Annotated in this window: 22 protein-coding genes and 1 pseudogene; 8 read left to right on the top strand and 15 right to left on the bottom strand. The window is 41.7% G+C overall.

The features are described 5' to 3' along the window. Window positions 1-394: 394 nt before the first annotated feature. Window positions 395-1,402: a proline racemase family protein gene (locus L1611_RS09835; protein ID WP_236312924.1), complete on the bottom strand. Its 1,008-nt coding sequence runs from the start codon at window positions 1,400-1,402 to the stop codon at window positions 395-397. 275 nt (window positions 1,403-1,677) lie between these two features. On the opposite strand from L1611_RS09835, the gene L1611_RS09830 reads away from it, so the two are divergent. From L1611_RS09830 to L1611_RS09820, 3 genes are all read left to right on the top strand, one after another. Further along, window positions 1,678-2,286: a GNAT family N-acetyltransferase gene (locus tag L1611_RS09830; protein WP_236312923.1), complete on the top strand. Its 609-nt coding sequence runs from the start codon at window positions 1,678-1,680 to the stop codon at window positions 2,284-2,286. A 378-nt stretch (window positions 2,287-2,664) separates the two neighbouring features. Beyond that, entirely contained in the window at window positions 2,665-3,492 is an 828-nt protein-coding gene (locus L1611_RS09825) for a helix-turn-helix transcriptional regulator (RefSeq protein WP_236312922.1), read from the top strand. A 94-nt stretch (window positions 3,493-3,586) separates the two neighbouring features. Beyond that, window positions 3,587-4,009, top strand: a complete 423-nt coding sequence (locus tag L1611_RS09820) for a VOC family protein (RefSeq protein WP_236312921.1) — start codon at window positions 3,587-3,589, stop codon at window positions 4,007-4,009. A gap of 232 nt (window positions 4,010-4,241) precedes the next feature. Here the strand turns inward: L1611_RS09820 and L1611_RS09815 are convergent. The 7 genes and pseudogenes from L1611_RS09815 to L1611_RS09785 form a co-directional block, all read right to left on the bottom strand. After that, a pseudogene (locus tag L1611_RS09815) lies at window positions 4,242-4,490 on the bottom strand (Tn3 family transposase); the annotation flags it as partial. 308 nt (window positions 4,491-4,798) lie between these two features. After that, entirely contained in the window at window positions 4,799-5,272 is a 474-nt protein-coding gene (locus L1611_RS09810) for a DinB family protein (RefSeq protein WP_236312920.1), read from the bottom strand. 77 nt (window positions 5,273-5,349) lie between these two features. Then, window positions 5,350-6,573: an RNA polymerase sigma factor gene (locus L1611_RS09805; protein WP_236312919.1), complete on the bottom strand. Its 1,224-nt coding sequence runs from the start codon at window positions 6,571-6,573 to the stop codon at window positions 5,350-5,352. Between the two features lie 8 nt (window positions 6,574-6,581). Then, window positions 6,582-6,929, bottom strand: a complete 348-nt coding sequence (locus L1611_RS09800; protein WP_236312918.1) for a YciI family protein — start codon at window positions 6,927-6,929, stop codon at window positions 6,582-6,584. Between the two features lie 543 nt (window positions 6,930-7,472). Next, complete coding sequence (locus tag L1611_RS09795; RefSeq protein WP_236312917.1) at window positions 7,473-7,826, bottom strand: hypothetical protein; 354 nt, start codon at window positions 7,824-7,826, stop codon at window positions 7,473-7,475. Window positions 7,827-8,351: 525 nt separating this feature from the next. Then, on the bottom strand, window positions 8,352-8,813 hold the full coding sequence (locus tag L1611_RS09790; RefSeq protein ID WP_236312916.1) for a carboxymuconolactone decarboxylase family protein: 462 nt from the start codon (window positions 8,811-8,813) through the stop codon (window positions 8,352-8,354). Between the two features lie 112 nt (window positions 8,814-8,925). Continuing rightward, entirely contained in the window at window positions 8,926-9,792 is an 867-nt protein-coding gene (locus L1611_RS09785; protein WP_236312915.1) for an RNA polymerase sigma-70 factor, read from the bottom strand. A gap of 412 nt (window positions 9,793-10,204) precedes the next feature. On the opposite strand from L1611_RS09785, the gene L1611_RS09780 reads away from it, so the two are divergent. From L1611_RS09780 to L1611_RS09765, 4 genes are all read left to right on the top strand, one after another. Continuing rightward, a complete protein-coding gene (locus tag L1611_RS09780; protein WP_236312914.1) occupies window positions 10,205-10,987 on the top strand; it encodes a putative protein N(5)-glutamine methyltransferase in 783 nt (260 codons plus the stop codon). A gap of 73 nt (window positions 10,988-11,060) precedes the next feature. Beyond that, window positions 11,061-12,734, top strand: a complete 1,674-nt coding sequence (locus L1611_RS09775; RefSeq protein ID WP_236312913.1) for a sigma-54 interaction domain-containing protein — start codon at window positions 11,061-11,063, stop codon at window positions 12,732-12,734. A 173-nt stretch (window positions 12,735-12,907) separates the two neighbouring features. Beyond that, window positions 12,908-13,258, top strand: a complete 351-nt coding sequence (locus L1611_RS09770; RefSeq protein WP_236312912.1) for a VOC family protein — start codon at window positions 12,908-12,910, stop codon at window positions 13,256-13,258. A gap of 275 nt (window positions 13,259-13,533) precedes the next feature. Beyond that, window positions 13,534-14,580, top strand: a complete 1,047-nt coding sequence (locus tag L1611_RS09765) for an SDR family oxidoreductase (RefSeq protein ID WP_236312911.1) — start codon at window positions 13,534-13,536, stop codon at window positions 14,578-14,580. Window positions 14,581-15,432: 852 nt separating this feature from the next. Here the strand turns inward: L1611_RS09765 and L1611_RS09760 are convergent. Genes L1611_RS09760 through L1611_RS09745 form a run of 4 tightly spaced genes read right to left on the bottom strand, consistent with a single transcriptional unit; the run spans window position 15,433 to window position 20,099 of the window. Beyond that, complete coding sequence (locus L1611_RS09760) at window positions 15,433-16,368, bottom strand: DUF5107 domain-containing protein (RefSeq protein WP_236312910.1); 936 nt, start codon at window positions 16,366-16,368, stop codon at window positions 15,433-15,435. After that, a complete protein-coding gene (gene galT, locus L1611_RS09755) occupies window positions 16,365-17,903 on the bottom strand; it encodes a UDP-glucose--hexose-1-phosphate uridylyltransferase (protein WP_236312909.1) in 1,539 nt (512 codons plus the stop codon). The genes L1611_RS09760 and galT overlap by 4 nt, the downstream gene beginning before the upstream one ends. A 15-nt stretch (window positions 17,904-17,918) precedes the next feature. Next, entirely contained in the window at window positions 17,919-18,926 is a 1,008-nt protein-coding gene (galE, locus tag L1611_RS09750) for a UDP-glucose 4-epimerase GalE (RefSeq protein ID WP_236312908.1), read from the bottom strand. 15 nt (window positions 18,927-18,941) lie between these two features. Further along, window positions 18,942-20,099 (bottom strand): galactokinase, encoded by a 1,158-nt coding sequence (locus tag L1611_RS09745; protein WP_236312907.1) that lies wholly within the window; start codon window positions 20,097-20,099, stop codon window positions 18,942-18,944. 246 nt (window positions 20,100-20,345) lie between these two features. On the opposite strand from L1611_RS09745, the gene L1611_RS09740 reads away from it, so the two are divergent. Next, on the top strand, window positions 20,346-21,557 hold the full coding sequence (locus L1611_RS09740) for an ROK family transcriptional regulator (RefSeq protein WP_236312906.1): 1,212 nt from the start codon (window positions 20,346-20,348) through the stop codon (window positions 21,555-21,557). Window positions 21,558-21,574: 17 nt separating this feature from the next. On the opposite strand, the gene L1611_RS09735 is transcribed toward L1611_RS09740, so the two are convergent. From L1611_RS09735 to L1611_RS09725, 3 genes are all read right to left on the bottom strand, one after another. Beyond that, complete coding sequence (locus L1611_RS09735; protein ID WP_236312905.1) at window positions 21,575-21,790, bottom strand: hypothetical protein; 216 nt, start codon at window positions 21,788-21,790, stop codon at window positions 21,575-21,577. Window positions 21,791-21,869: 79 nt separating this feature from the next. Continuing rightward, the gene (locus L1611_RS09730) at window positions 21,870-22,691 is read right to left on the bottom strand and encodes a carbohydrate ABC transporter permease (protein ID WP_236312904.1); all 822 of its coding nucleotides are present in this window, start codon (window positions 22,689-22,691) and stop codon (window positions 21,870-21,872) included. After that, a complete protein-coding gene (locus L1611_RS09725) occupies window positions 22,691-23,575 on the bottom strand; it encodes a carbohydrate ABC transporter permease (protein WP_225067967.1) in 885 nt (294 codons plus the stop codon). The genes L1611_RS09730 and L1611_RS09725 overlap by 1 nt, the downstream gene beginning before the upstream one ends. Window positions 23,576-23,639 lie beyond the last annotated feature (64 nt).

Here is a 23,639-nt window from a genome sequence, read left to right as displayed (position 1 = left end):
TGTTTTTTGAGTTGTTAGGATAAATGTAAGGTTGTTGAGATAATTTCCGAGTTGTCGGGATAATTTCAAAGTTGTAAGGTTTTCCCTTTGGTTGTCGGGATAATGCTTTGCACCATAGCCCCTTATCCCGTTCAACATGTATTTTATACGCTTGGATTCTATTTTCTTGGTCTATCCAGTCATTTTTAACATTGTAAATCACAAGAAAAGCGCAAACGCCCTTCGACCTAAATCAATGTGTCGACCGCCGCATAGGGAAAGCTAAGCCTTAACTGCACCTATACTTAGTTCGTTAACTTTTCTGCTACGCCGTTTAGCTACATCGCTGAAAAGTTGTACTTTCTTAAGGTATAAAGTAAAACGAATCTTTTCAACCTTCCTAGTAGAGCCTAACTCATCCTAATAGGAAACCTTCCGAAAGGGGATCAGAAGGATCGATAAAAAATTGATGACTCCCGGTAATAAATGCTGTTCCACTGATTTTAGGAATAATGGCATGGAATGGTCCAATATTGGTAGATTCTATTATTTCACCTTTCAGTTGACTTGTAATGATGCTCTCGTGAATAAACGGTTGTTTCTCTGTTAATTCACCTTTTTGATATAGAGCGGCCATTCTAGCTGCTGTTCCTGTCCCACATGGCGATCGGTCGATTTGCTGATCGGCAAACACGGTAACATTTCTTAAATGTGATCCCTTTTTCTTAGGCTGATCTGAAAAGATGACCCCATAGATGCCTTGAAGCTTGTTTTCCAAAGGGTGCTTCACATCAACGTTCTTTTCAATTTCTTCTTTTATTAATTTTCCCCATTTCTGAATTTTGGAAAGCTGTTGGATTTCTACTTGCAAATCGAGATCTTTGGCCTGGACAATCGCATAAAATGCTCCACCAAAAGCGATATCTACCTTAATGTTTATATGATCCAGAGAAATTTCAAAATCTTCCTTATAGACAAAGGATGGAACATTAATGAAGGAAACTGATGAAACTTTATGATTGCCATATATAGCTTCTGCAGTAATTTTACCTGCGGGACTATCAATGGTATAAACAGAAGATCCTTCCCCCTTGGTTTCAAGGAACCCCATTTCAATTCCAGCGGTAACAACGCCAATGATTCCATGTCCACACATCGTGCTTAGTCCTTCATTATGCATGAATAAGACTCCAAAATCCGAGTCTTTATTTTCCGGTGGGGTCACGATACAGCCATACATCCCATGATGGCCCCTTGGCTCATGCATCAAGACCGTCCTAATCGTGTCCAAATTATCTGTAAAATAAGCTCTTTTTTCCAAAATCGAATCCCCTTTTATCATTGGCAATCCACCTGTAATGATCCTTAATGGTTCACCGGCTGTGTGTGTATCAACCGTAGTTAACATTCGTTTGAATTCCATTTTCAACACTCCTTATAGCAGCTTTTTTCTTTCTTTAAATAATCATGCAAGAATCGTTCCACTCTTTTAAAAGTGACTGATGTTTCACCATAATAAAGTCGTTTAAAAAATAATAAAGATGTTTAAAACACCAGTCACGTTATTCCGTTAAAGGGTCATATTCTTGAATAACACATTGTGCAAATGATGGGAATTTGACATAATTGTTATTGAGTTAAAAGGCAGGAGTGTAGAAGAAGAGTTGGGAAGATTTAGAATTTACGGGGGGGTATGGCATGAATCCTATTCTTCTTGATATACCGGAACAGTTTGAAACCGAACGACTTTTATTGCGAGCACCACAGAATGGCGATGGAGCAATGGTTAATGAGGCAATAAGAGAGTCTTATGAATTTCTGCATGAGTGGATGAAATGGGCTGACCATATTCCAGAAACCGAAGAGACTGAAGCAAATGCACGTAAACATCGAGCGAATTTTTTATTGCGTGACACATTCACTTTTTACATACTAGATAAACTTTCCGGAGCGTTCATAGGTACTTGCAGCCTGGTAAGGGTAGATTGGCAAGTGCGCCAATTTGAAATTGGTTACTGGATTAGGCAATCTGCTTCTAGACAGGGATTTATGAGTGAAGCCGTGGACGGAGTGACTCAATTTGCTTTTAAGAATCTTCAAGCTAATCGCATCGAAATACGTTGTGACACTAGAAATAGTGCCAGTTGTAGGGTTGCGGAGCGCTGTGGGTACCACTTGGAAGCAATCCTTATAAACAATTTCATCGATCCAGCTGGCGACCTCAGAGATGATTGCCTCTACGCAAAGGTACGCTTGAAGAATGGTTCATTCGGTTACCCAACGTTAATAAGCAAAATGAGTAAATAGGTCGTTTATAGAACTCTCGGGGCGATTTGCAATATCACCGTACAATAGACGATGGAAACTATCTTTAAACGAACGGGCGCAAAACCTGAAAATCTTTAAGGATTTTAAAGGTTTTTTTACTCAAGAACAGTTTCTTCATACTTCTTTTACTGTAGATTTAAATATCTATAGGGGGTCTCGCCAACATTTTGAAAAAATCCTACGTTAAGATCTTCAGCAATCGGGCGCAATTCCAGAATAAGAATCGCGCTCTTTCTTTTTGTAAAGGTCCAGATTGTAGAGTAACGAAACCAACTTGTAATTCAAAAATGATACGATAAACCTACGATGAAATATGAAGTTTGGAACTCCGAAAGTCTAAAGGAGGTGGGAAACAACTTGCAATTTTATGTTCCTTTGCAACCACCTAAATTACAAAAAGAATTGTTAGATTCCAATTATCAATATCGAGAATATTTGCCAAACAAGAGCCTGGAATCTTATGTTGCTTGCTATTGGACCGTTGATTTCCATCCATCGGAACAGAATAAATTGCACCGTATCATACCGGATGGTTGCGCGGATATTATATTTGATCTGAGATCATCCTCTTTTTCAAAAGGAGCCTTTGTTGTTGGACTGATGACTGAATTTGAAGCCATAAATCTTACTCAAAAATGCTCCTTGTTTGGAATTCGCTTTTATTCAGATACTGTATATCGTTTTTTAAGGCATCCCGTTTCTGAGTTTATTGGGAATCCTGTATTTCTTGAGGATATATGGGGGGATGAAGCTGCATTTATGACAGAAGAAATCATATCAGCCAATGGAATTTCAAGAATAATTGCAAAGGTTGAACTAAAGTTAAAGAGATTCCTATTTTTAAACGAATCAAAACCAAATTACTTGCTACAAACGGGTCTGCAATACATTTATGCTAATAAGGGAATGATTTCAATTCGCTCTTTGGCAGAAAAACTCAATTACAGTGAAAGGAATATAAGAAGGACATTTCATAAGGAGTTAGGGGTGAGTCCGAAAGAACTCTCAGGTATCATTAGATTTCAAAGCCTTCTTCAAGAGCTATATAATAGTAATCAATATAGATTTACTAATATTGCTGTAAAATACGGATATTCTGATCAACCACACTTTATCAATAATTTCAGACGTTATTATGGCATGTCCCCCAACCAAGTTTTTAAGATAAACAGTGCCACTAAGTAAATGTGTCCGTTTTTTACAATCTAAAATAGCTAAACTAAATGATACTATTTATTAACCCCAACTATGTCAAATTTATAAGGAGGTATGATATTTTATGAAGCCACGAATTACAGTAATTACATTAGGTGTAGATGATTTGGAAAGATCTTTGAAATTCTATCGAGACGGATTGGGGCTTCCAACAGAAGGTATAGTTGGCAAAGAATTTGAGCATGGTGCCGTTGCTTTTTTCGACTTACTATCAGGCATAAAACTTGCTATTTTTCAGCGCAAAGATATTGCGCATGACGCTCAGATTAATCAGACTGTTTCTAGTTCTACTGAATTTACTATTGGTCATAATGTAGAAAGCAAAGAAGAAGTTGACAAGGTAATGGAACAGGCAAAGAAGGCCGGTGCTATTATAACAGCCCCATCACATGACACTTTTTGGGGTGGTTACTCTGGTTACTTTCAAGACCCAGATGACCACTTGTGGGAAGTAGTGTGGAATCCACATTGGGAGATCAAGGAATAACTCAATCTTAAATGATCTTCCGCAATCGGGCGTGATTGTGGAATAACACAGGAAGAAAATGATCAAACATTTTTATGAAAAGCGTTTCATGAAATATATTAAGAGCCTTGTTTCGATAAAACTTTTTTCAAAAACAGGCTCTGGCCTTTTGGTTGTTTATCTATGTTATTAGTAATCAATTTAAACCAACTTTATTTTAAAGCAACATAAAGTAAACGTTGAATCGTAATTCTTAGGAAGATTTTTGAATCGGTAAACGTTCTTGCATGTTTAGCTTAAATGTTCCATATGGGTTTATATGAGCGTAGATTAACGGTGTTAAGGCTTTGAAATCTTCCGGAACTAACTTTTGCAAAAGGAGTTTGTTTTGTTCCAAAAGTACCTTCTGAATCATCAGTGTATTAATTAACACCAAACAGTTTTGAAGAAGATGGAGAGCAAATACAGCGACCTCTTGATCTTCCATCCGGTTTGTTTGAATTTACCTCTTCCTGTAGTGAACAATTGATTGTTTTGTTCACTACAGGAAGAGGGGTTTGTTTTTACTCTTGATACTGTTTTTCATAGGAATAGGGTGCAACTGGGAGAATTAGAAGCAGACAGAATTGTGAACATAAAAGTGGAATATTCTATATAAGACCTTATCGCCGTCCATAGACGAACTTTTTTCGTGAATGCATCCATCCTTTAATGAACACAGGTTTTTACCCCGTCATGCTATTTTCTCAATAATTTTGCATGTTCGGGACGACGAAGTTCCCCTCGCGAAAACCATATAGCTTCCGAATCTCATTGTTGAATCATTCGTTTGATAGATTTAATCGCTTGAATGTGTACGCCTTCATGGTAAAAACAAAAACTAAGAAATTCTTCCACTGTTGATAATGTCAGACTGCCTGTTGACGTTGTGAACAGGTTCCCCACCGTTTCATTCAAATGAGGTTCCAATAGTTGTTCGATCCTGTTGACTTGACTTTCGAGCATCCGGGCGAATTCATCAATCGGTGGAACCCCTTCCCCCCAATCTCCCGGCTTCGTACCTCGACTGAACCATTCGGTAAAATGATCCGGTATCATCATTTTTTCTTCATGTGATCGAAAAGCGAACATTTCATGGACGACATAAATATGCCCAAGATTCCATTTAATATTGTTGCTGAATCCTTCCGGTATGATATGCGACGTCTCATCATTCACTTCTGCTATTTGACTAATCGTGTTTTCCCGAGCAAATTGTAAATGTTTAAAAATATAATTTCCCATTTTCATCCCTCATGTAGGTTTTTTTAAACGGTTTAACTTTATTTTAATTTCGCGACAATTTCGATCTTCCTCATACACTAAACCTGGCGAGCTTGCTGCTTCAGAAACTCACGTATAGACGGATCCGTGCACAATCCGATTGCCCGGCTATAAGCAGAACGGGCTTGCTCATTTTGTTGCATTCGCTTGGATAAGTGTGCGGTAAGTGCCCAAAAGGGTTGATAGCTCTTGATCCTCTCGGCCGGAATCTCTTTTAGTAGTGCCAACCCTTTATCGGCGCCGCGCGCCTCGGCAACAGCGGCCGCTCGTCCGACCAACACGCCAGTAGTAGGTGCAAGACGTACAAGACCCTCATATAACAGGGCAATTTCTTCCCATTCTGTACGTCCGGTGCGTGCACGCTCAGCATGTACCGATTGAATCGCCGCATCGAGTTGGAAGCGGCCTATGCAGCCTGCTTGCGCGGCATGGCCCAGACAACGCTCTGCCTCCTCGATCATGGTTTCGGACCAAAGCGAAATATCCTGCTTCGTAAGCGGCACGTAACCTCCTTTCTCATTGCGACGAGCGTCACGACGCGCTTCGCAATGCAACATAAGCGCTATCAATCCATTGACTTCCGGCTCGTCAGGCATGAGCTTCAAGAGAAGCCTGCCCAAATAGATTGCTTCTTGGGCCAGGTCCCTGCGACGCGGGTCCAGTCCGGCTACATCGTCCCAACCGCTGCCATAGACGGCATAGATGGCTTCCAACACAGCGTCGAGACGAAGTGGCCATTCTTTAGCATCAGGAAGTTCGAATCTAATGTGTCCATCCCGTATTTTAGCTTTCGCGCGGGTGAGCCGCTGTCCCATCGTGGCAGGCTTTACGAGGAATGCCGACGCGATACGGGCAGCGTCTATTCCTAACACAGTCTGAAGCATAAGCGGCGTACGTACGTGGGGATTGATTGCAGGATGGGCGCAAATAAACAGCATCTTCAGTCGTTCATCAGGAAATGCAGTGTCAGAAAAAGCTAATTCTTGGGCTTCTTTCGCCATCTCGATTAGGGCTTGCATAGCATCGTCCTGTGCCTGATCATGGCGGGCTCTGTCGATAAGCCGTCGGCGTGCTACAGTAAGCAGCCACGCCTCGGGCTTATTCGGCACACCATTGTCATGCCATGTTTTCAATGCGGCGAGGAAGGCATCTGCTAGCGCATCTTCCACTGCGTGCAAGTCGCGCCAGCGTATGGTCAAGTATGCAACCAACCGGCCGTAGGAATCGCGAGCAGCTTGTTCAATTGCGTGGTGAGCGTCCATAGCATCTGTCACTCCATCGGAGGGATATTTTGTCGTACTTCAACCGTATTGACGGGACCACGGGCCGCCCACTTCAGTGCGATATCGAGATCCGGTACATCAATGACGAAGATTCCGCCAATTTGCTCCTTGGTCTCGGTCACCGGCCCATCTTGCACGAGCATCTTACCGTTATGCCGTTTTAGGGAGGTCGCGGTTTCAGGAGAATGAAGTCCGTTTCCGCTTACAACAACGCCTGACTCGCGTAAAGCTTTAACATAGTGGGACCAGCCAGCCAAATACTCTTTCTTCCGCAACGGATCAGTGCGATGCGAGAAGTCCTCCGCGCTTTCATAAAACAGAAGCGTGTAATGCATGTTTAGTTTCCACCTTTCAAAGTTTTTTGAGCACACTAATTTCTCACTCAATATAATGACGAACGTAATGTATGAATTTCGACATCGTCTACAAATATTTTTGGAAACATAAAATCGTAAAATGAATTTCATTAGTATGAGCCCTTGAAAATCCATGTGTTTCATGATGTAAAAAGGGAGCATCAATAGAAAAATTGTCAGAAGATATATTAAGAATGGCAAATGCATTTTTAATTTTCTTTTGTAATAACTGATAGAAGCGAAAGCCCAGAAGTTCATAATAGTGAGGTGAAAGGATAAGGCAAGTTTATTTGATTTTTTCCAAAAGTCATATAAGTATTCCAGTTAATATTGTCCAAAAGTAGAAAACCTTAATGAAATAAAAATAACTAAACGGCAAAAACCAATCAGTCTACAAATAATTATCTTATTCCACTAAAGCGCCCTATTGTATTAGAAGTTAATTAGTTATTCCATTATACCAGCTAATATAAGTCAATATTTTTAAATGACTGTATTGCTAAGGTATCCTTATTAAAAAATTTAATAAATTGATTTTACCCCCATCCAAAACAGGACGGGGGTGTGCGTGTTGGAAGTATTAAACTTAAACAACTTTAGGAGTAAAAAGCCCAGGTACTTATCATACCGATAACTCAACATGGTCATCCCCCTGTCAACTGTAAAAATATCAATTATTTTTTTAGATGCAGATTGTTTTGCCTTTTTAAAAGCCTCTTCACTTCCAATTAATCCGAGCATCGTTGACACTTCTTTCCCCTCACCACTTGTACACATTTGCAAGTAAATATCTCCACCTCTTAAAGAAGTGAACTTACATTTAAAGGTGCCTTTTGGTGCTCGCGGATATCCTCCATAGTTGTTCTCAAATTTCATAAATTCTCCATCAAAGAATAATGTATTCGTCGTCTTTTACCCATTTTGATTAAAAATAGAAATAGTAACTTCGGACGACTTTATTTTATTCTCAACATGTGAAATCAGCTCCAAAAGTTGATCAATATTAAACATTTCAACATTATCATCATTGAAAATTTCCTTAAATGTATTGGCTTTATACAAAACGACAACGTCACCATTTTTCTTTGCTTCCTCAATAGCATTTGATGAATCTGACTTATCCGCTTCATTGGAACACGCCGTAATTAACACTAAACTAAATAAGATTGACACACTTTTTTAACGTACGGAATTATCAAGGTATAAAGGTGTCATAACTTAGATCCCAAATAAAACTATAATAGAGACATGTTGAAAATATGGCTACTTTAGGGTAAGTACAAATTAGCAATAAAGGAAGTTTTATATTCTTCAATGAACGGGCCATTTTGTGGAATAAAAAGCTAAGTAAAAAATCCCTCGTATCCATTCTGAATACAAGGGGTTTTATGTTGCCAAAAATTATTTTTCTGTTACAGGCTTGTAGTGTCCGGGTATGCTTTTGGATGAAATGGCCAATCGGTTCCAGCCGTTGATCGTGATAATTATGGTAACGAGATCGATATATTGTTTTTCATCAAAATGAAGGCTGACCCGCTCATACAGATCATCTGGTACACCGTTTGCCGAAATGGTTGTGACTGCTTCTGTTAATTCTAGCGCAGCCCTTTCCGCCTCAAGATAGAATGGTGACTCACGCCAAGCATTCAAACAGTAAATTCTTTGTTCGGTTTCACCATTTGCCCGGGCATCCTTTGTGTGCATATCCAAGCAGTACGCACAGCCATTGATTTGAGACGCACGAATTTTAATTAATTCGATTAATTTGTTATCAATTTCCGTAGTTTTCTTGTACTCCTCCAATTGACTCATTAATTTAACAACTTCCCGATTTGTCTCCATGTAGTTAATACGTTGCTCCATGTGTCTATCTCCTCCATTTAACCGTTTTAGGATTTCACTTATAAGACAAAACAGAGGATTGATTTGTGACATAAATATAGAGAGCTCGCACTAAGCTCTCGGTCTATCCTTATTAAGGAACAGGAATGTGATTTAATTTATCCGGATTTGAAACAATAAAGATTCTCCGGATATTTTTTTGTTTTGAATCTAATTCAAAGCAGATGACTTTGATTGGATGCCCCTCTTTTACTTGTAAGATTCCTTTTTGACCATTGACCATCACCGGAAGAAGTCCTCCTATGAAACTTCCTTTACCGGAAATTCCTTTAAGAAAGGCAGATACCCGCTGTTTGTTTACAATTGGATTTAATGCAGAAATCACTTTTCCTCCGCCGTCAGTAACAAGTACAACATCTTCTGTAAGAATATCAATAAATTCCTCAAAATTTCCGGTCATCGATGCTTTTATGAATGTTCTTACTAGGAGATCAACACGTTCAGTATTCTCCGGATGGACAGGCAAATCATTCTTTAATTTCCGCTTAGCACGGCTGTAGATTTTTCTGCAATTCACTTCAGTCTTTTCCAGTATCCCGGCAATATCCCCATAGTCATAAGCAAATGCTTCTCTAAGAACGAATACTGCTCTTTCGACAGGTGACAGTTGATCCAGCAAAACGAGAAAGGCATAAGAAACTGTTTCGTCTGTTACAACCTTATCTAAAGGCTGCCCGGTTTGGTGTACCCGAGGTTCAGGCAACCATGGCCCTGTGTAAATTTCTCTTCTCTTACGGGCGGATTTTAAAAAGTTTAGACATCGATTCGTCGTCACTTTGGCAAGATATGCCTTCAAGTCCTTAATTTGATCAGTGTCAAGCTTAAGCTGCAGGAATAAATCATGAACGATATCTTCTGCGTCGGTAACTGATCCAAGCATCCGGTACGCAACGGAAAAAAGAAACGGTTGATATGTCTTATATAATCTATCCAACTCCATCACTTGCTTCACCTATTTTCTATTACATTTATCCTCTAGTTTATACGATTCGTAGATTGAGGACTATGTCTAAAGCATGGATAAGAATTCATTTACCCTGGGCAATTTTGTAATCTGGGCATATCCATAGAACGTATAAAAGATTTGGGGACTGTGAGTGATTGGAATTAGATTCTAAGCCGTTTTGTTGAGTTACAAGAAAAGTTCATTATTGAACAAAATACTCGTTAACAGAAGCTCTTTGATTATTCAAGAATAGGGCGCTATAGTTGAAGAGAATGAGGGCGCTTATATAAAACTGAACAGAATAAGGTTAGGGCTATTTTGTTGAAGAAGGATATCTCCTATTTTTAACGAATACAGGGCTATAAATAAACTTATCAAAGTGGTGAGATAAATAGGAAAAATCTTTTTGGACAATAAAACGGAAGAATTTATAATTAAAAAGCTTCGGAGTGCTGGTTGTGTTTTCGCAGAAGATGAGACCCGATTACTTATCTCAGAGGCACGAACTCCAGAGGACCTTAAGAAAATGGTGGAAATGCGAGCCAATGGGTTACCTCTTGAATATGTTGTTGGATTTGCAGAGTTCTGTGGTTTGCGGATAGAAGTGGATCGGGGCGTTTTCGTGCCTCGCCAACGTACCGAGTTTCTTGTTCAACAGGCAGAAGCTCTGTTATGTTATGGTGATACCGTCGTTGACCTATGTTGCGGGTCAGGTGCTGTAGGTGTAGCACTGGCGGCAGCTTTGGGACGAGTCGAATTGTATTCTGTTGACATTGACTCTGTCGCAGTACGGTGCGCTGGCCGCAACGTAACGGATTTCGGTGGCCATGTTTTTGAAGGTGACTTGTATAAAGCCCTACCCCACTCACTTAAAGGCCGTGTGAACATCCTAGTTGCGAACGTACCTTATGTTCCTACCGAGGCAATCAAGCATCTCCCCCAGGAGGCTCGCCTACATGAACCGAAGGTGGCACTTGACGGAGGAGAGGATGGACTTGACATCCAGCAAAGAGTAGCAGAAGAAGCATTTCTCTGGCTAGCACCAGGAGGAAATCTTTTGATAGAGACGAGCGAAATGCAGGCACCCCAGACCATTGAAATCTTTACTAGTGCTGGGCTTATCACGAAAGTGGCTAGAGACGAGGAACTGGACGCTACTGTCGTTATCGGATCGAATTCTGGCTTTTAGAGTAAATAAGCACTTAGTTGTAATCACAAATAAAATGATAATTTCTTGGCATTACATTCGGGGAGGTGGAAGGATGCCTTTTAAACTGCCACAGGTAAAAGGGCTGCTGAAGAAAGATTTTACGTTTCAAGACAAAACGACTAAACAAGCAAATGTGAATGAACCATTAACTTTTTTCTTTGATAATGAACAGCTCTTCTTCCAATACGATCAAAATAGTCCACAGAAAAGCATCTGGATAACGTCGGATTGCAGGACTGAGGAATTGGTTGAAATTTTGATCGACCATGCCTTTGTATTAGTAATGGATCAAAAGAAAAGCCCTATCGGTTATATTGATCGCGGGACATTTTTCAGAAACCTTCACCTGTCCTATCAATGCTTATTTGCCTATTACGATGCCATTATGGAAACGATGGAAGCCTCCGTTTCAGTTGTGGACAATAGTGGGATCGTCAGGGTGTGGACTGAAAAAGCGGAAGAAATCTTTTCAATAAGTAAAGAAAATATACTTGGAAAACCGATGACTGACTTTTTTGATAAGGACAAGCTTGAACTATTAGAGACTTTAAAAACGGGAAAAGCACTTCACCGTCACCAACACTTGGCTAGGCCCGATCGATTTGTATTGATAAATACCGCTCCTATTAAACTCGGTAATAAAACGATTGGTGCCGTAGCTTCTGAAATCGATATAACAAGTCAAGTTAAATTGAACCAGGAGTTGTCCCAAACAACCGCCAAACTCCACCATCTTGAGCGTCAAGTTGCTGAATTGAATCTATCCACCAATCCATTTGAAAAAATCAGAGGGAGCAGCAGATCTTTAAAGAAAACAATCAACAAAACAAAGCGTCTTGCTTCGACTAAGGCGACCGTTTTAATCCAGGGAGAAAGCGGTGTCGGTAAGGAACTATTTGCAAAGGCAATACATGATCTTAGAGAGAAAACATCCTCCCCTTTCATTCCAATCAATTGTGGTGCCATTCCGTCGTCTTTATTCGAAAGTGAGTTGTTCGGTTATGAAAGAGGAGCATTTTCAGGAGCAGATCAAAAAGGGAAAAAAGGCAAGATTGAACTGGCTAAAGGAGGAACCCTCTTTTTAGATGAAATCGGTGAATTACCGCTTGATATGCAGGTCAAACTTCTTAGGGTGATTCAAGAGAGATCTTATTTTGCAGTAGGTGGAACCAAAGAACTCCAAGCCGATATTTGCATCATTGCAGCGACAAATCAGGACTTGAAAAAACGGATCAAGGAAGGGAAATTCAGGGAAGATCTATACTATCGATTGAATGTCGTAAACCTTGTCATCCCTCCTCTAAAAGACCGGACCGAGGACATTATTGAATTAACGCACTACTTTTTATATGAATTCTCCACAAAGTATCACCGGCCAATCCATGGCATCTCTCAACAAATTATGAAGGATTTATTGAATCATACTTGGCCTGGAAACGTCCGTGAGCTTCGAAACGTGATCGAAAGATTGGTTGTATTTTCTGTTGATGGTGTCCTCCAGAGAGAAGACTTACCGTTCCTGGAAGAAGAACACCGGAACAAACGATTTGTGAATCCTCACAGTGATCAAGGTTTAAAAGAACAACTGGAGGATTGTGAAAGAGAAATTTTAATAAATACGCTTAGAAAAATGTCTGGTAACAAACAAGTTACGGCTGACGCACTAGGAATTACCAGGGCCACTCTCTATAACAGAATGAAACGGTTGAATATCCCAGTAAATTGAACCTCTATTGTGCCCCAATTTGAACATAGTCGACTAGAGGGAAAATTTTTTGCGACAATTACAACTTCATTGCCGTACCACTTAACTTTCAAAAACGACATTGGATATTATGATGACATTAGTGTTGAGTTAGGAGAAATGTAGTTAAACATCTAAACATTTAGGAGGTAAATATGAAGGTCAAACGAATTGTTGCCAATGTTGAGACGCCGAATATTACCAAAGCAAAGTACTTCTACGAGGAAGTACTCGGCCTTGATCAACTGATGAACCTGGGATGGATTGCAACTTATGGCTCGGATGAGGAAATGAATACTCAAATCAGCTTCCTCTCACAAGGAGGCTCCCAGGCGCCTGTGCCTGATCTGTCAATTGAAGTTGATGATCTCGATGATGCACTAACTCGCATAAAAGAAGCAGGGATTCCAATTGAGTATGGACCAGCTAAGGAGCCATGGGGGGTTCGGCGATTTTTTGTAAGGGATCCATTCGGGAAGCTTATCAATATTCTTAGCCATCTGTAAATGAATGAACAGGTACTTCTAAAAAGTGTAAAGATCTTCCGCTATTGGGCGCAATTCAAGAATAATGATTGCGCTCTTCTTTCATTTAAAGGCCTTATGGTTGAACGAAAAGAGAATAGAACCGGAGTGGAGTTCTGTTTACTATTGAAATATCGGGATGTTTCCTTTAATAAAAAAGATTAAATTTTTCATCCCCCCGTATCTTTTTACAAAGGGAAGCCGTTAGTAAAATAAAGGGATTTTTAATAGGTTACTAAAGTGAATGGAGGAACACTATGAAGGTTCTTATATTAGGAGGTACTCGTTTTTTAGGGAGAGCTTTGGTAGAGGAAGCATTGAAAAGAGGTCATGAAGTTACTTTATTTAACCGTGGCAACAATAAAGAAACGTTTCCTGAAGTGGAGCAGCTAATCGGTAATAGAGACAGTGATGTATCACTACTGAAAAACCGGAAATGGGATATTGTAATGGATACATGCGGATTTGCTCCTCATCAAATTAAAAAAACCGCCGCTGTACTCGGGGATAACATCGAACATTATACATTCATTTCAAGCATTTCAGTTTATAAAGATTGGATCCCCTTCAATATTACGGAAGGATATCATTTACAATCCATGCCATCGGATGAAATATTGAAAGACGTTGAGGAGGGGAAGATCTCCCCTTACGAGTATTATGGTCCACTGAAAGTACTATGTGAAGCAGAAGCTGAGAAGAATTGGCCAGGGCGTGTTTTGCATATAAGAGCTGGGCAACTTGTCGGACCGTTTGACTATACCGATCGGCTCCCGTACTGGTTGCACCGTGTAGCACAAGGCGGAAAAGTTTTGGTACCGGGACGTTCAGAGCGACCAGTACAATTAATTGACGTAAAAGATATAGCAAAATGGGCTTTCAATATGGCGGAAAAGAGAAAGGCAGGTACATTCAATGTAACAGGTCCGAAATACAAACTGACTATCGAAGAGCTATTGAATACCTGTAGGGCAGTTACGAAAAGCGATGCCGAATTTGTTTGGGTAGAAGAACAGTTTTTAATGGAGAACAAAGTACAGCCATGGACGGAAATGCCACTATGGGTTCCTGAAAACTTCCCGTTAGACGGAGAAACAGAACCATGGAAAGGATCCTTTTTCATCAGTATAGAAAAAGCCGTTAACGCTGGCCTTTCCTTAAGACCTTTTGAAGATACTGTGCATGATGTGTATCAATGGGAGAAATCAAGACAGGATACAGAACGAAAAGCAGGGATCTCACAAGAAAGAGAGCTGGAGCTGCTAGAAACCTGGTTTCAAAAAGAGAATACGGAGACATTGTGAAGGGTATATTATCCCATGCCCATCAACTAAGGAAAATATTGTCTTCTGGTCAGTGTGAACATCCCAAAAACTATTTCCTGAAACAGCCGCATTCCATCGGGATAATGCGGCTTTCCTTTTAGGATAAACTTTTTTATGATTAAATAATTTTCTGTTAATACGATCCATCTACTTTGCCCCGCTTCGCTACCCCTTATTCCCAGGCGGACTGAAAATGTTCCAAAACTCTCATTCAAATCGCATCTATTGAGTAAAACGACAATCGTTTTACAACAAAAAGCTGACATAAATCGGTGGGAGAACGACTATAGTCCTCTTTCCTTTTTCGACATCAAGAAAAGCGTAAATGCCCTAATCAGCCACGAAGACCACTGGAAATTATTCCTCATTTCTCCTTGTTTTTTGAGTTGTTAGGATAAATGTAAAGTTGTTGAGATAATTTCCGAGTTGTCAGGATAATTTCAAAGTTGTAAGATTTTTCCCTTCAGTTGTCGGGATAATGTTTTCCGCGATAGCCCCTTATCCCGTTCAACATATATTTTAGACGCTTGGATTCTATTTTCTTGGTCTATTCAGTCATTTTTAACATTGTAAATCACAAGAAAAGCGCAAATGCCCTGGTTAACCACGAAGGTCACTGGAAGTCCGACGAGGAGGCTTGAACCAAACAAAATTCGGTTCTACGTAGGTAAACGCTTCGATTTAAATCAATGTGTCGACAGCCGCAGGAGGATTAAGGTGATACAAGTGGTTGGGCGTTGGAGCTGGACTTCACTTCATCGCAACCAAAACTTTTATACTATCTTAACGTGTAAAAATAGGACCGATCATCAATGAAAGGTCCTTGTTTCATCACAAACCACCTATCTCCATCGTAAACGTCCACGTGTAGGATCCTTTGGCTGGAATCTTTGAGACTTTATCGATTTTATTGGCGACATAAACGTCATCATAAACCCCTGTGCATGGCTCAAGGGCGAAGTTATATTCTCCACGGTAGCCGCCTTCCGTTTTCCAGATGCCCAGGTATGGGACCTTTTCTGGAGGGTAGCGGTAGGTAAGCGTCCGGCTGATGTCCTCCTGGACGACCTTGCACCATCCTTCTTTCAAACGGTCGGTAAAATAGAATTTTTCCATGCTATCGGTTTCCAGAGGAACAAACCGGGACAAATCGATCGGTTGATTGGTGCTTTTGGAAGTCGTCAAGGGGTAAGGGTGGATCGTCCCCCACTCCCCAAGATGTTTAGATCCATGCTCTACCGTCATGACTTCACATAGGTCCATTGGAAGGGCAATGCTTGTCGCCTGATTCATATTCAATAGGGAATGAGCTGTCCAGATGAACGGAAAATCCTCATCAGATTCGTTCAAAGCTTCATAGTTCAGTTCGATCCCATCAGGTTTCAAATGGATTTGTTTCAATAGGCGATAGGGAAATACCGGGCTTTTTACTTCGAGATCCAAGCCATATGTGCGTTCTTTTATATCCCAGGGTAATGCCCATACTTCCCCATGATCCGGGATCATCTTTAACTCATTCGGATGTGGTCCCTGGTCGATCCCAGGAAAAATTTCATCGAAGCCGCTGGAATCAAAAGCGGCATAATCAGCTCCATAAGGGGGTATTTCCAATTGTACCCCCTTCGATTGATACAGCCACTCATAGCCTGTCTGTTTATCAAATAGGCTTGTCATTTTCCCGCCGTAAGCCGGAAGGATTGTACATCGGACCTGGTCATTTTCTAAAATGATCGAATCGATTCCCTTGAATGTCGAATGCTTGATCATCTAAGTTCCTCCTGCCTACCATGCTCAACTGTTTTCAAGAATCGCCTGAATCCTTCCTGACCCTCTGGCGTACGTTTGAAGACCCCGGCATGCTCCAACACTTTTGAAAAGGTCCGTCCGATTTCCTGTTTTAAAACTTCTTTGATGTTGTATTCGTCCAAGTGTTGATGAGCAGCGATGATCTGTTTTGCCCAATCGACGTGTTTGCTTGTTCGTTCATCATTAACCGCTTTCGTTTCCAGCTCATTTTCCAGCATGTAGCCGGCAAGGATCTCCATCTCTTCTACTAAACGACCAGGAAGCACGGCCAAGCCCATCACTTCAATGAGACCGATGTTTTCCTTTTTGATATGATGCACTTCCTCATGAGGATGGAAAATACCCATCGGATGGGCTGTACTCGTCTGATTATTCCGTAGAACCAGATCCAGTTCGAACAACCCTTCCCTTACACGGGCGATTGGTGTAATCGTATTATGTGGTGTGCCATCTGTTTCTGAGACAATATCTAAACGATCATCATCATAAGCCTTCCAGCTATGAAGAATTTTTTCAGCAAGATCTGCGATTTCCTCTTTGTCCTCACCCTGCAGACGTATGACGGACATCGGCCATTTCACCTTCCCGACCTTGATACCAGGATAATCCCCAAAATCCATGGACTCCTCAATCGGTGCTTTCTCCATCGGAAATGGATGCCGGCCTGCCTGAAAATGATCATGGCTTAAAATCGATCCCCCGACGATCGGTAAATCTGCATTGGAACCAACAAAGTAATGAGGAAATTGCTTAACGAAATGCAGCAACCGCTCAAACCCTTCTTTTGATATTTTCATAGGACTGTGGTCTTCCGAAAAGACGATCGCATGCTCATTATAATAGACATAGGGTGAATATTGTAAAAACCACCTTTGACCCGATAGCTCGATCGGGATGATCCGATGGTTCTGGCGGGCGGGGTGGTCGAGTCGCCCTGCATAGCCTACGTTCTCCTTACAGAGCAGACATTTCGGATAGGAAACCGAAGCATTCTCTTTTGCAGCCGCAATCGCTTTCGGGTCCTTCTCCGGTTTCGAAAGGTTGATGGTGATTTCCAAATCCCCATAAGAGGTCGCACTGGACCAACTGACATTTTTGGCGATTCTGTCCGTCCGTATATAATGGGAGGATTTTGAAAGCTCATAAAAATAATCAGTCGCCTCTTCCGGACCTGCTCTCTTGTAGAGGTCATAAAATTTACGGATGACTTCTCCAGGCCGCGGCACCAGCCTCCCCATGATCTTCGTATCGAACAAATCCCTTTGGGTCACTGTATCATCCGGGATCAATCGCTTTTCTACAGCATAATCAAGCATCTTTTTAAGAATATCGATCGGAGTTTCAAGGTTTTCTGCTTCTATGGTCACTGGCTCGGCTGCACCAAGATCAAAAACCTCCAACAGTGCATTTCGTATATAATCGACGTCCCATAAAGAGATCATGTTCTTTTGCAACCCATATTGGATTAACTGTTCGATTTCTTTGTAGATGTTCACGCCAATATCCCCCCATCATACGTAGGATTTTTTCTGGTTGCTATAACCGTCCGGATTCCTTTTGAACCAATTCCAGGCAGTCCCGAGCATTCCCTCAAGATCCGCATACTGCGGCTCCCAACCGAGGTCCCGATAGGCTTTTTCCGATGATGCAACCAATTTGGCAGGGTCTCCTGCCCTCCTTGCCACAACTTGTGCAGGAATTTCATGCCCCGTCACCTTCCTTGCAGCTTCAATTACTTCTTTGACCGAAAATCCTTTTCCATTTCCGAGATTGTAAATCGAACTGGCATGGCCGCCTTTTAATTTTTCAATGGCGAGCAAATGCGCTCCCACCAGATCTGTCACGTGGATATAATCCCTGACACATGTTCCGTCTTCCGTCTCGTAGTCATCTCCAAAAATAAGGATGTTCTCCCTTTTACCGAGGGCTACCTGAAGGATGATCGGGATGAGATGGGTTTCCGGGTCATGATCTTCCCCTAACCTTCCCTCGGAATCTGCACCAGCTACATTGAAGTAACGGAGGATGATGTACTGGATTCCATGTGCTCGCTCGGCCCATTTCAGCATTTTCTCGATGGCCAATTTCGTTTCGCCATAAGGGTTTGTAGGTACGGTAGCATCCGTCTCATAGATTGGAATCTGTTCAGGCTCCCCATAGACAGCTGCCGTTGAGGAAAACACAATGTTCTTCACTCCGTATTTCACCATCGTACGCAATAGGCAGGTGGTCCCGGATACATTGTTGTCATAATACTTCAGCGGATCATTCACACTTTCTCCCACTAATGAATCAGCAGCAAAGTGGATCACAGCATCAATCTCGTTTTCTTTGAACACACCATCTAAGAAAGACTGATCCCGCAGATCACCTCTATAAAAGGCGGCACCTTCCAATATGGCTGGCCGATGTCCTTTTTGCAGGTTATCGATCACAATCACCTCTTGATTCCGATCCAACAGTTGAGCGACTGCATGGCTTCCGATATATCCTGCACCACCACATACTAATACTGCCATTCTTATTCCCTCCTCTTATAATTTTTTCGCTTGATCCCCGATATCGGCTACATAAAATTCAGCTTCAAGACCTGTTTCAGCTTTGTACGTTTTTCCAACCGCTTCTATAAAAGAATCTACTCGATCATCCGGCACGATGCTTACGGTACAGCCTCCAAATCCTGCACCCGTCATTCTCGAACCAATCGCTCCTTCATTCCATGCAGCTTCCACTAATACATCCAATTCTTTTCCGGTAACTTCATAGTCATCACGCAGAGAGATGTGAGATTCATTCATCAGCTTTCCGAACCCTCTGACATCGCCTGCATTCAATTTTTCAACTGCCTCTATCGTTCTATTATTCTCGTAGACGGCATGTTTAGCTCTTTTTCGGATCAGTTCATCTTGTATCAGATGCTTGTGTGCTTCAAATTCTTCCCTTGTCAGGTCACCAAGCGTTTTGATATTGAGCTTCTCTTGTAGTGAGCTTAAAGCAGCTTCACATTGCTGCCTTCTTTCGTTGTATTTGGAATTTGCCAATCCTCTGCGTTTGTTCGTATTGGCCAGGATCAGCTTTTCATTTTTCAAATTGATCGGTGTATACTGGTAGTCTAACGTGTCACAATCAAGCAGGATGGCATGGTTTTTCTTCCCCATTCCGATCGAGAATTGATCCATGATGCCACAATTGACACCGATGAATTCATTTTCAGCTTTTTGGGCAAGTTTTACCATTTCGATCTGGCCGATTTCCAAGTGAAAAAGATCTTTAAGTATGACCGCTGTGAGCATTTCTATCGAAGCTGATGATGATAACCCTGATCCATTAGGGATATTTCCGTAAAACGCGACATCAAAGCCTGAATCGATCTCATAACCAGCCTGTTGGAAAATAGCAGCTACCCCTTTCGGATAGTTCGCCCAATCGTCGTTTTCGATAAAACGCAGATCATCGAGTTGAACTTCGATGATGCCTGATTCCTCAAAGTTCATCGAATACAATCGGATGGTCCTGTCCTCCCTTTTTCTTGCTGTGGCATATGTACCTAACGTAAGGGCGCACGGGAAGACATGGCCTCCATTATAGTCCGTGTGTTCCCCGATAAGGTTCACACGGGCTGGGGCGAAATATGACGTTAAACCGCCCTGATCACCGAATTGTTCTATGAAGGATCTTTTCAATTCATCCATTCTGACCACCTCTGCTTCTATCATCAATTAAACTGATCTGAAAAACTTTATTAATTAATTTAATTTACTTAATACTATCACAAATTTCTCTACATGTCTTTGTAAAAAATGCTCGGATTTTTACGTTAGATTTAGTGAAGAACCATATTGGGAAGGTTAACAGGTACGTTTTTTAATTAATTTACTTAAGTTATGCAAAATCAGTATGATATGATTATTTAAATTAGAATTCTTGGAGGAAAAACGATGTCGTTGAAATATACTAGAGGGACCTTCCAGCTGATGAAATCGATCAACCGTAGTTCGATATTGAATATGATCCGGGAAAAAGGCCCGATTTCCAGAGCAGAAATTGCCAAGCAAACGAGCCTCACCCCACCAACGGTCAGCAATATCGTAAAGGAATTGATCGAGAGTAAGTTCGTCATCGAGACAACACAAGGGACTTCCCAGGGAGGAAGAAAACCGACTTTGCTCGAGATCAATGCTGATCAGTTTTATATCATCGGAATAGATGTAGGGAGATATAAGATGAACTTCGTCGTGTCGAACCTTTTTGGAGACCTCAAAGATTCGAATGTTTTGAGGATCAAGGAACATCCGACCAAAGAGGATATCCTCAACACCATGAAAAAGGGAATCCATACCCTGCTCGAACGAGAAAAAAATGGCCAAAAGTTTCTTGGTATCGGAGTGGGTATGCATGGGATCGTCGATGTCGAAAAGGGCATTTCCCTTTTTGCACCATCCTTCCAGCTTTACGATATCCCTATCAAATTAGAACTGGAAAAGGAATTCGACATGCTCATCAAAGTTGAAAATGATGCGCGTACGATGACTTTGGGAGAATCATGGTTCGGGCATGGGAATAACGAGGATCATATCGTTGGGGTGAATGTTGGGCATGGCATCGGGGCTGGAATCATGATCAACGGCCGACTCTTTCATGGAGACAGTGATATTGCTGGAGAAATCGGGCATGTGACCATCGATTTATCAGGTCCGAAATGCACATGTGGAAATTATGGGTGCCTTCAAGCGCTTGCTGGCGGGCCAGCTATTGCAGCTCGTGCCATCAAAGAATTGAAGACAGGAAAATATTCCCGGATCCTTGATATCGTGGACAGCGATCTTGAAATAGTGGACGGTAAAGTGGTATACGAAGCAGCCTGTGCAGGGGACGAATTCAGCATTGAACTATTGAACCAGACAGGAAGGTACTTGGGGATCGGTCTGATCAACCTCATCCATACCTTGAACCCTGAAAGAATCATCATTGGTGGAGGGGTCTCCAGGGCCGGGGATTTCTTGATGGATGGCATAAAAGAAACCCTCCATTCAAGAGGGTTGACAAAAAAAGCGAAAGAAACGCCGATCGTCCTATCAAAACTAGGTGAAAATGCCTCAGCATTCGGATCATGCGTCCTCATACTTGAAGAAATCTTCGAACGCCATTAATCAAGATTCCTTGCCTATTATGGGGAATCACCGATAAATTTCGGATTTGCACCGATATATTTTTGATTTGCACCGATATATTTCAGAATCGCACCGATATATTTTGAATCTGCACCGATATATTTCAGAATCGCACCGATATATTTTTTGACGCCGCTCCCCCTTAAAAAATCGGTACCAGGCACCATTCGAAACCCCTTGCTGCGCAAGGCTTCTGAAATGGTGCCTGGCACCGATCCAAACCTCTTCTCCCCCAAGGCTTCTGAAATGGTGCCTGGTACAGTCTAAAGGTGCTCACCTACGACGTCGAAGTTACCCTTTCACTGAGCCTGCGAGCAGTCCTTTTACGAAGAACTTTCCGAGCAAGATGTATACGAGCAGTGTCGGCAATGCAGCCAGCAAGGCGCCTGCCATTTGTACATTCCACTGGACGATCTGGCTTCCTGATAGATTCTGCAAGGCCACCATGACCGGCTGTTGATCAGAGGTCGTGATGGTTACTGCAAATAAGAACTCGTTCCAGATATTCGTAAACTGCCATATTCCTACTACGACAAACCCGGTAATCGACAATGGCATCATGATATGAATGAAGATCCTCATGAATCCTGCCCCATCGATTTTAGCCGATTCGATCATCGAAACCGGTATACTTGCATAAAAGTTCCGGAACATCAAGGTGGTGATCGGAAGTCCATAAACGACATGCACAAAAACCAACCCTGCAATCGAGTTATAAAGACCGATCTCCCTTAAAAATTGAATCAACGGAATCAGAATACTTTGATAAGGAATGAACATACCGAATAAGATCGCTGTAAAAAGTGTATTCGAGCCTTTAAACTGCCATTTCGAAAGCACATAGCCATTCAAAGCACCCAGCAAAGCGGAAATGATCGTCGCTGGTATGACAAGATATAAACTATTCATCAGATTAGGGGCAAGTTTTGTAAATGCCACAGAATAACTGCTGAAATCAATGGAAGTCGGGAGCTGCCACATTTGTGCCAACGTGATTTGGTCAAGGGGCTTCAAGCTTGTGACCAACATGACATAAACCGGCATCAAATAAAACAGACTGAATGCAATCAATAGCAGGTATAAAAGGGGCCGCGTAATTGTACGAATCACCATCAGGACTCACCCTTTCTGCTTGAGATCAGATACGGGACGATAAAGATCGCTACAGACAATAACATGATGATTGCAATTGCTGCCCCGTTTGCGTAATAATTTCCTCTAAAAGTTGTTTCATACATATAAACGCCGGGAACGTCTGTTACATAATTTGCCCCCGAACCTGTCATCGCATAAATCAAATCGAAAATCTTCAGTGAGATATGGGCCATGATGATCACCACACTGATTGTGATCGGACGAAGTAAAGGTAAAATGACTTTCCAGTATACCTGGAACTCTGATGCCCCGTCTATACGGGCAGCTTCTCTCACTTCTTCCGGAATTCCCCGCAACCCTGCAAGGTACATCGCCACCGAAAATCCTGTCATTTGCCAGACAGCCGCGATGACAATCGCAATGATGGCAACGGGGATACCGAATTCAATCTTCCCCCATGATACCCCTGGAATAATGGTCGTATCCGTGTACCATTTGGAATCCAGACCGATTTTACTTAAAAAAAGGTTTACGCCCGTAGATGGATTCAGAAGCCATTGCCAGACGACACCCGTAACGACAAATGATAACGCCATTGGAAAAAAGAAAATGTTCCGGAATAAAGATTCTTGTCTGATTTTCTGATCCAGCAAGATCGCCAGGACGATACCGATAACGATGACCGTCAAGATGAATAGAATCGTAAAAAACAGTGTGTTCCTCAAGTCAGCCTGGAATCGGAAATCCTTGAACAGATAGATGTAATTTTGAAGTCCGGCAAATGAAAAATCAGGTACGAGACTATTCCAATTGCTTAACGATACATAACCTGTCCATCCAATGAATCCATAAACGAAAACAGCGATCAAAATCAAGGATGGTGTTAGAAACCCGATCGCCATGAGATGATCTTTCGTCAGGGCTTTTTTTGTTCTCTTAGTTGCAACTTTCAATTCTGAGGGAGTA

The organism is Pseudalkalibacillus salsuginis, assembly GCF_021646685.1.
Taxonomy (GTDB): Bacteria; Bacillota; Bacilli; order Bacillales; family Fictibacillaceae; genus Pseudalkalibacillus; species Pseudalkalibacillus salsuginis.
Note: the sequence above shows the minus strand (reverse complement) of the source record. Positions and strands in the feature narration are given on the sequence as shown.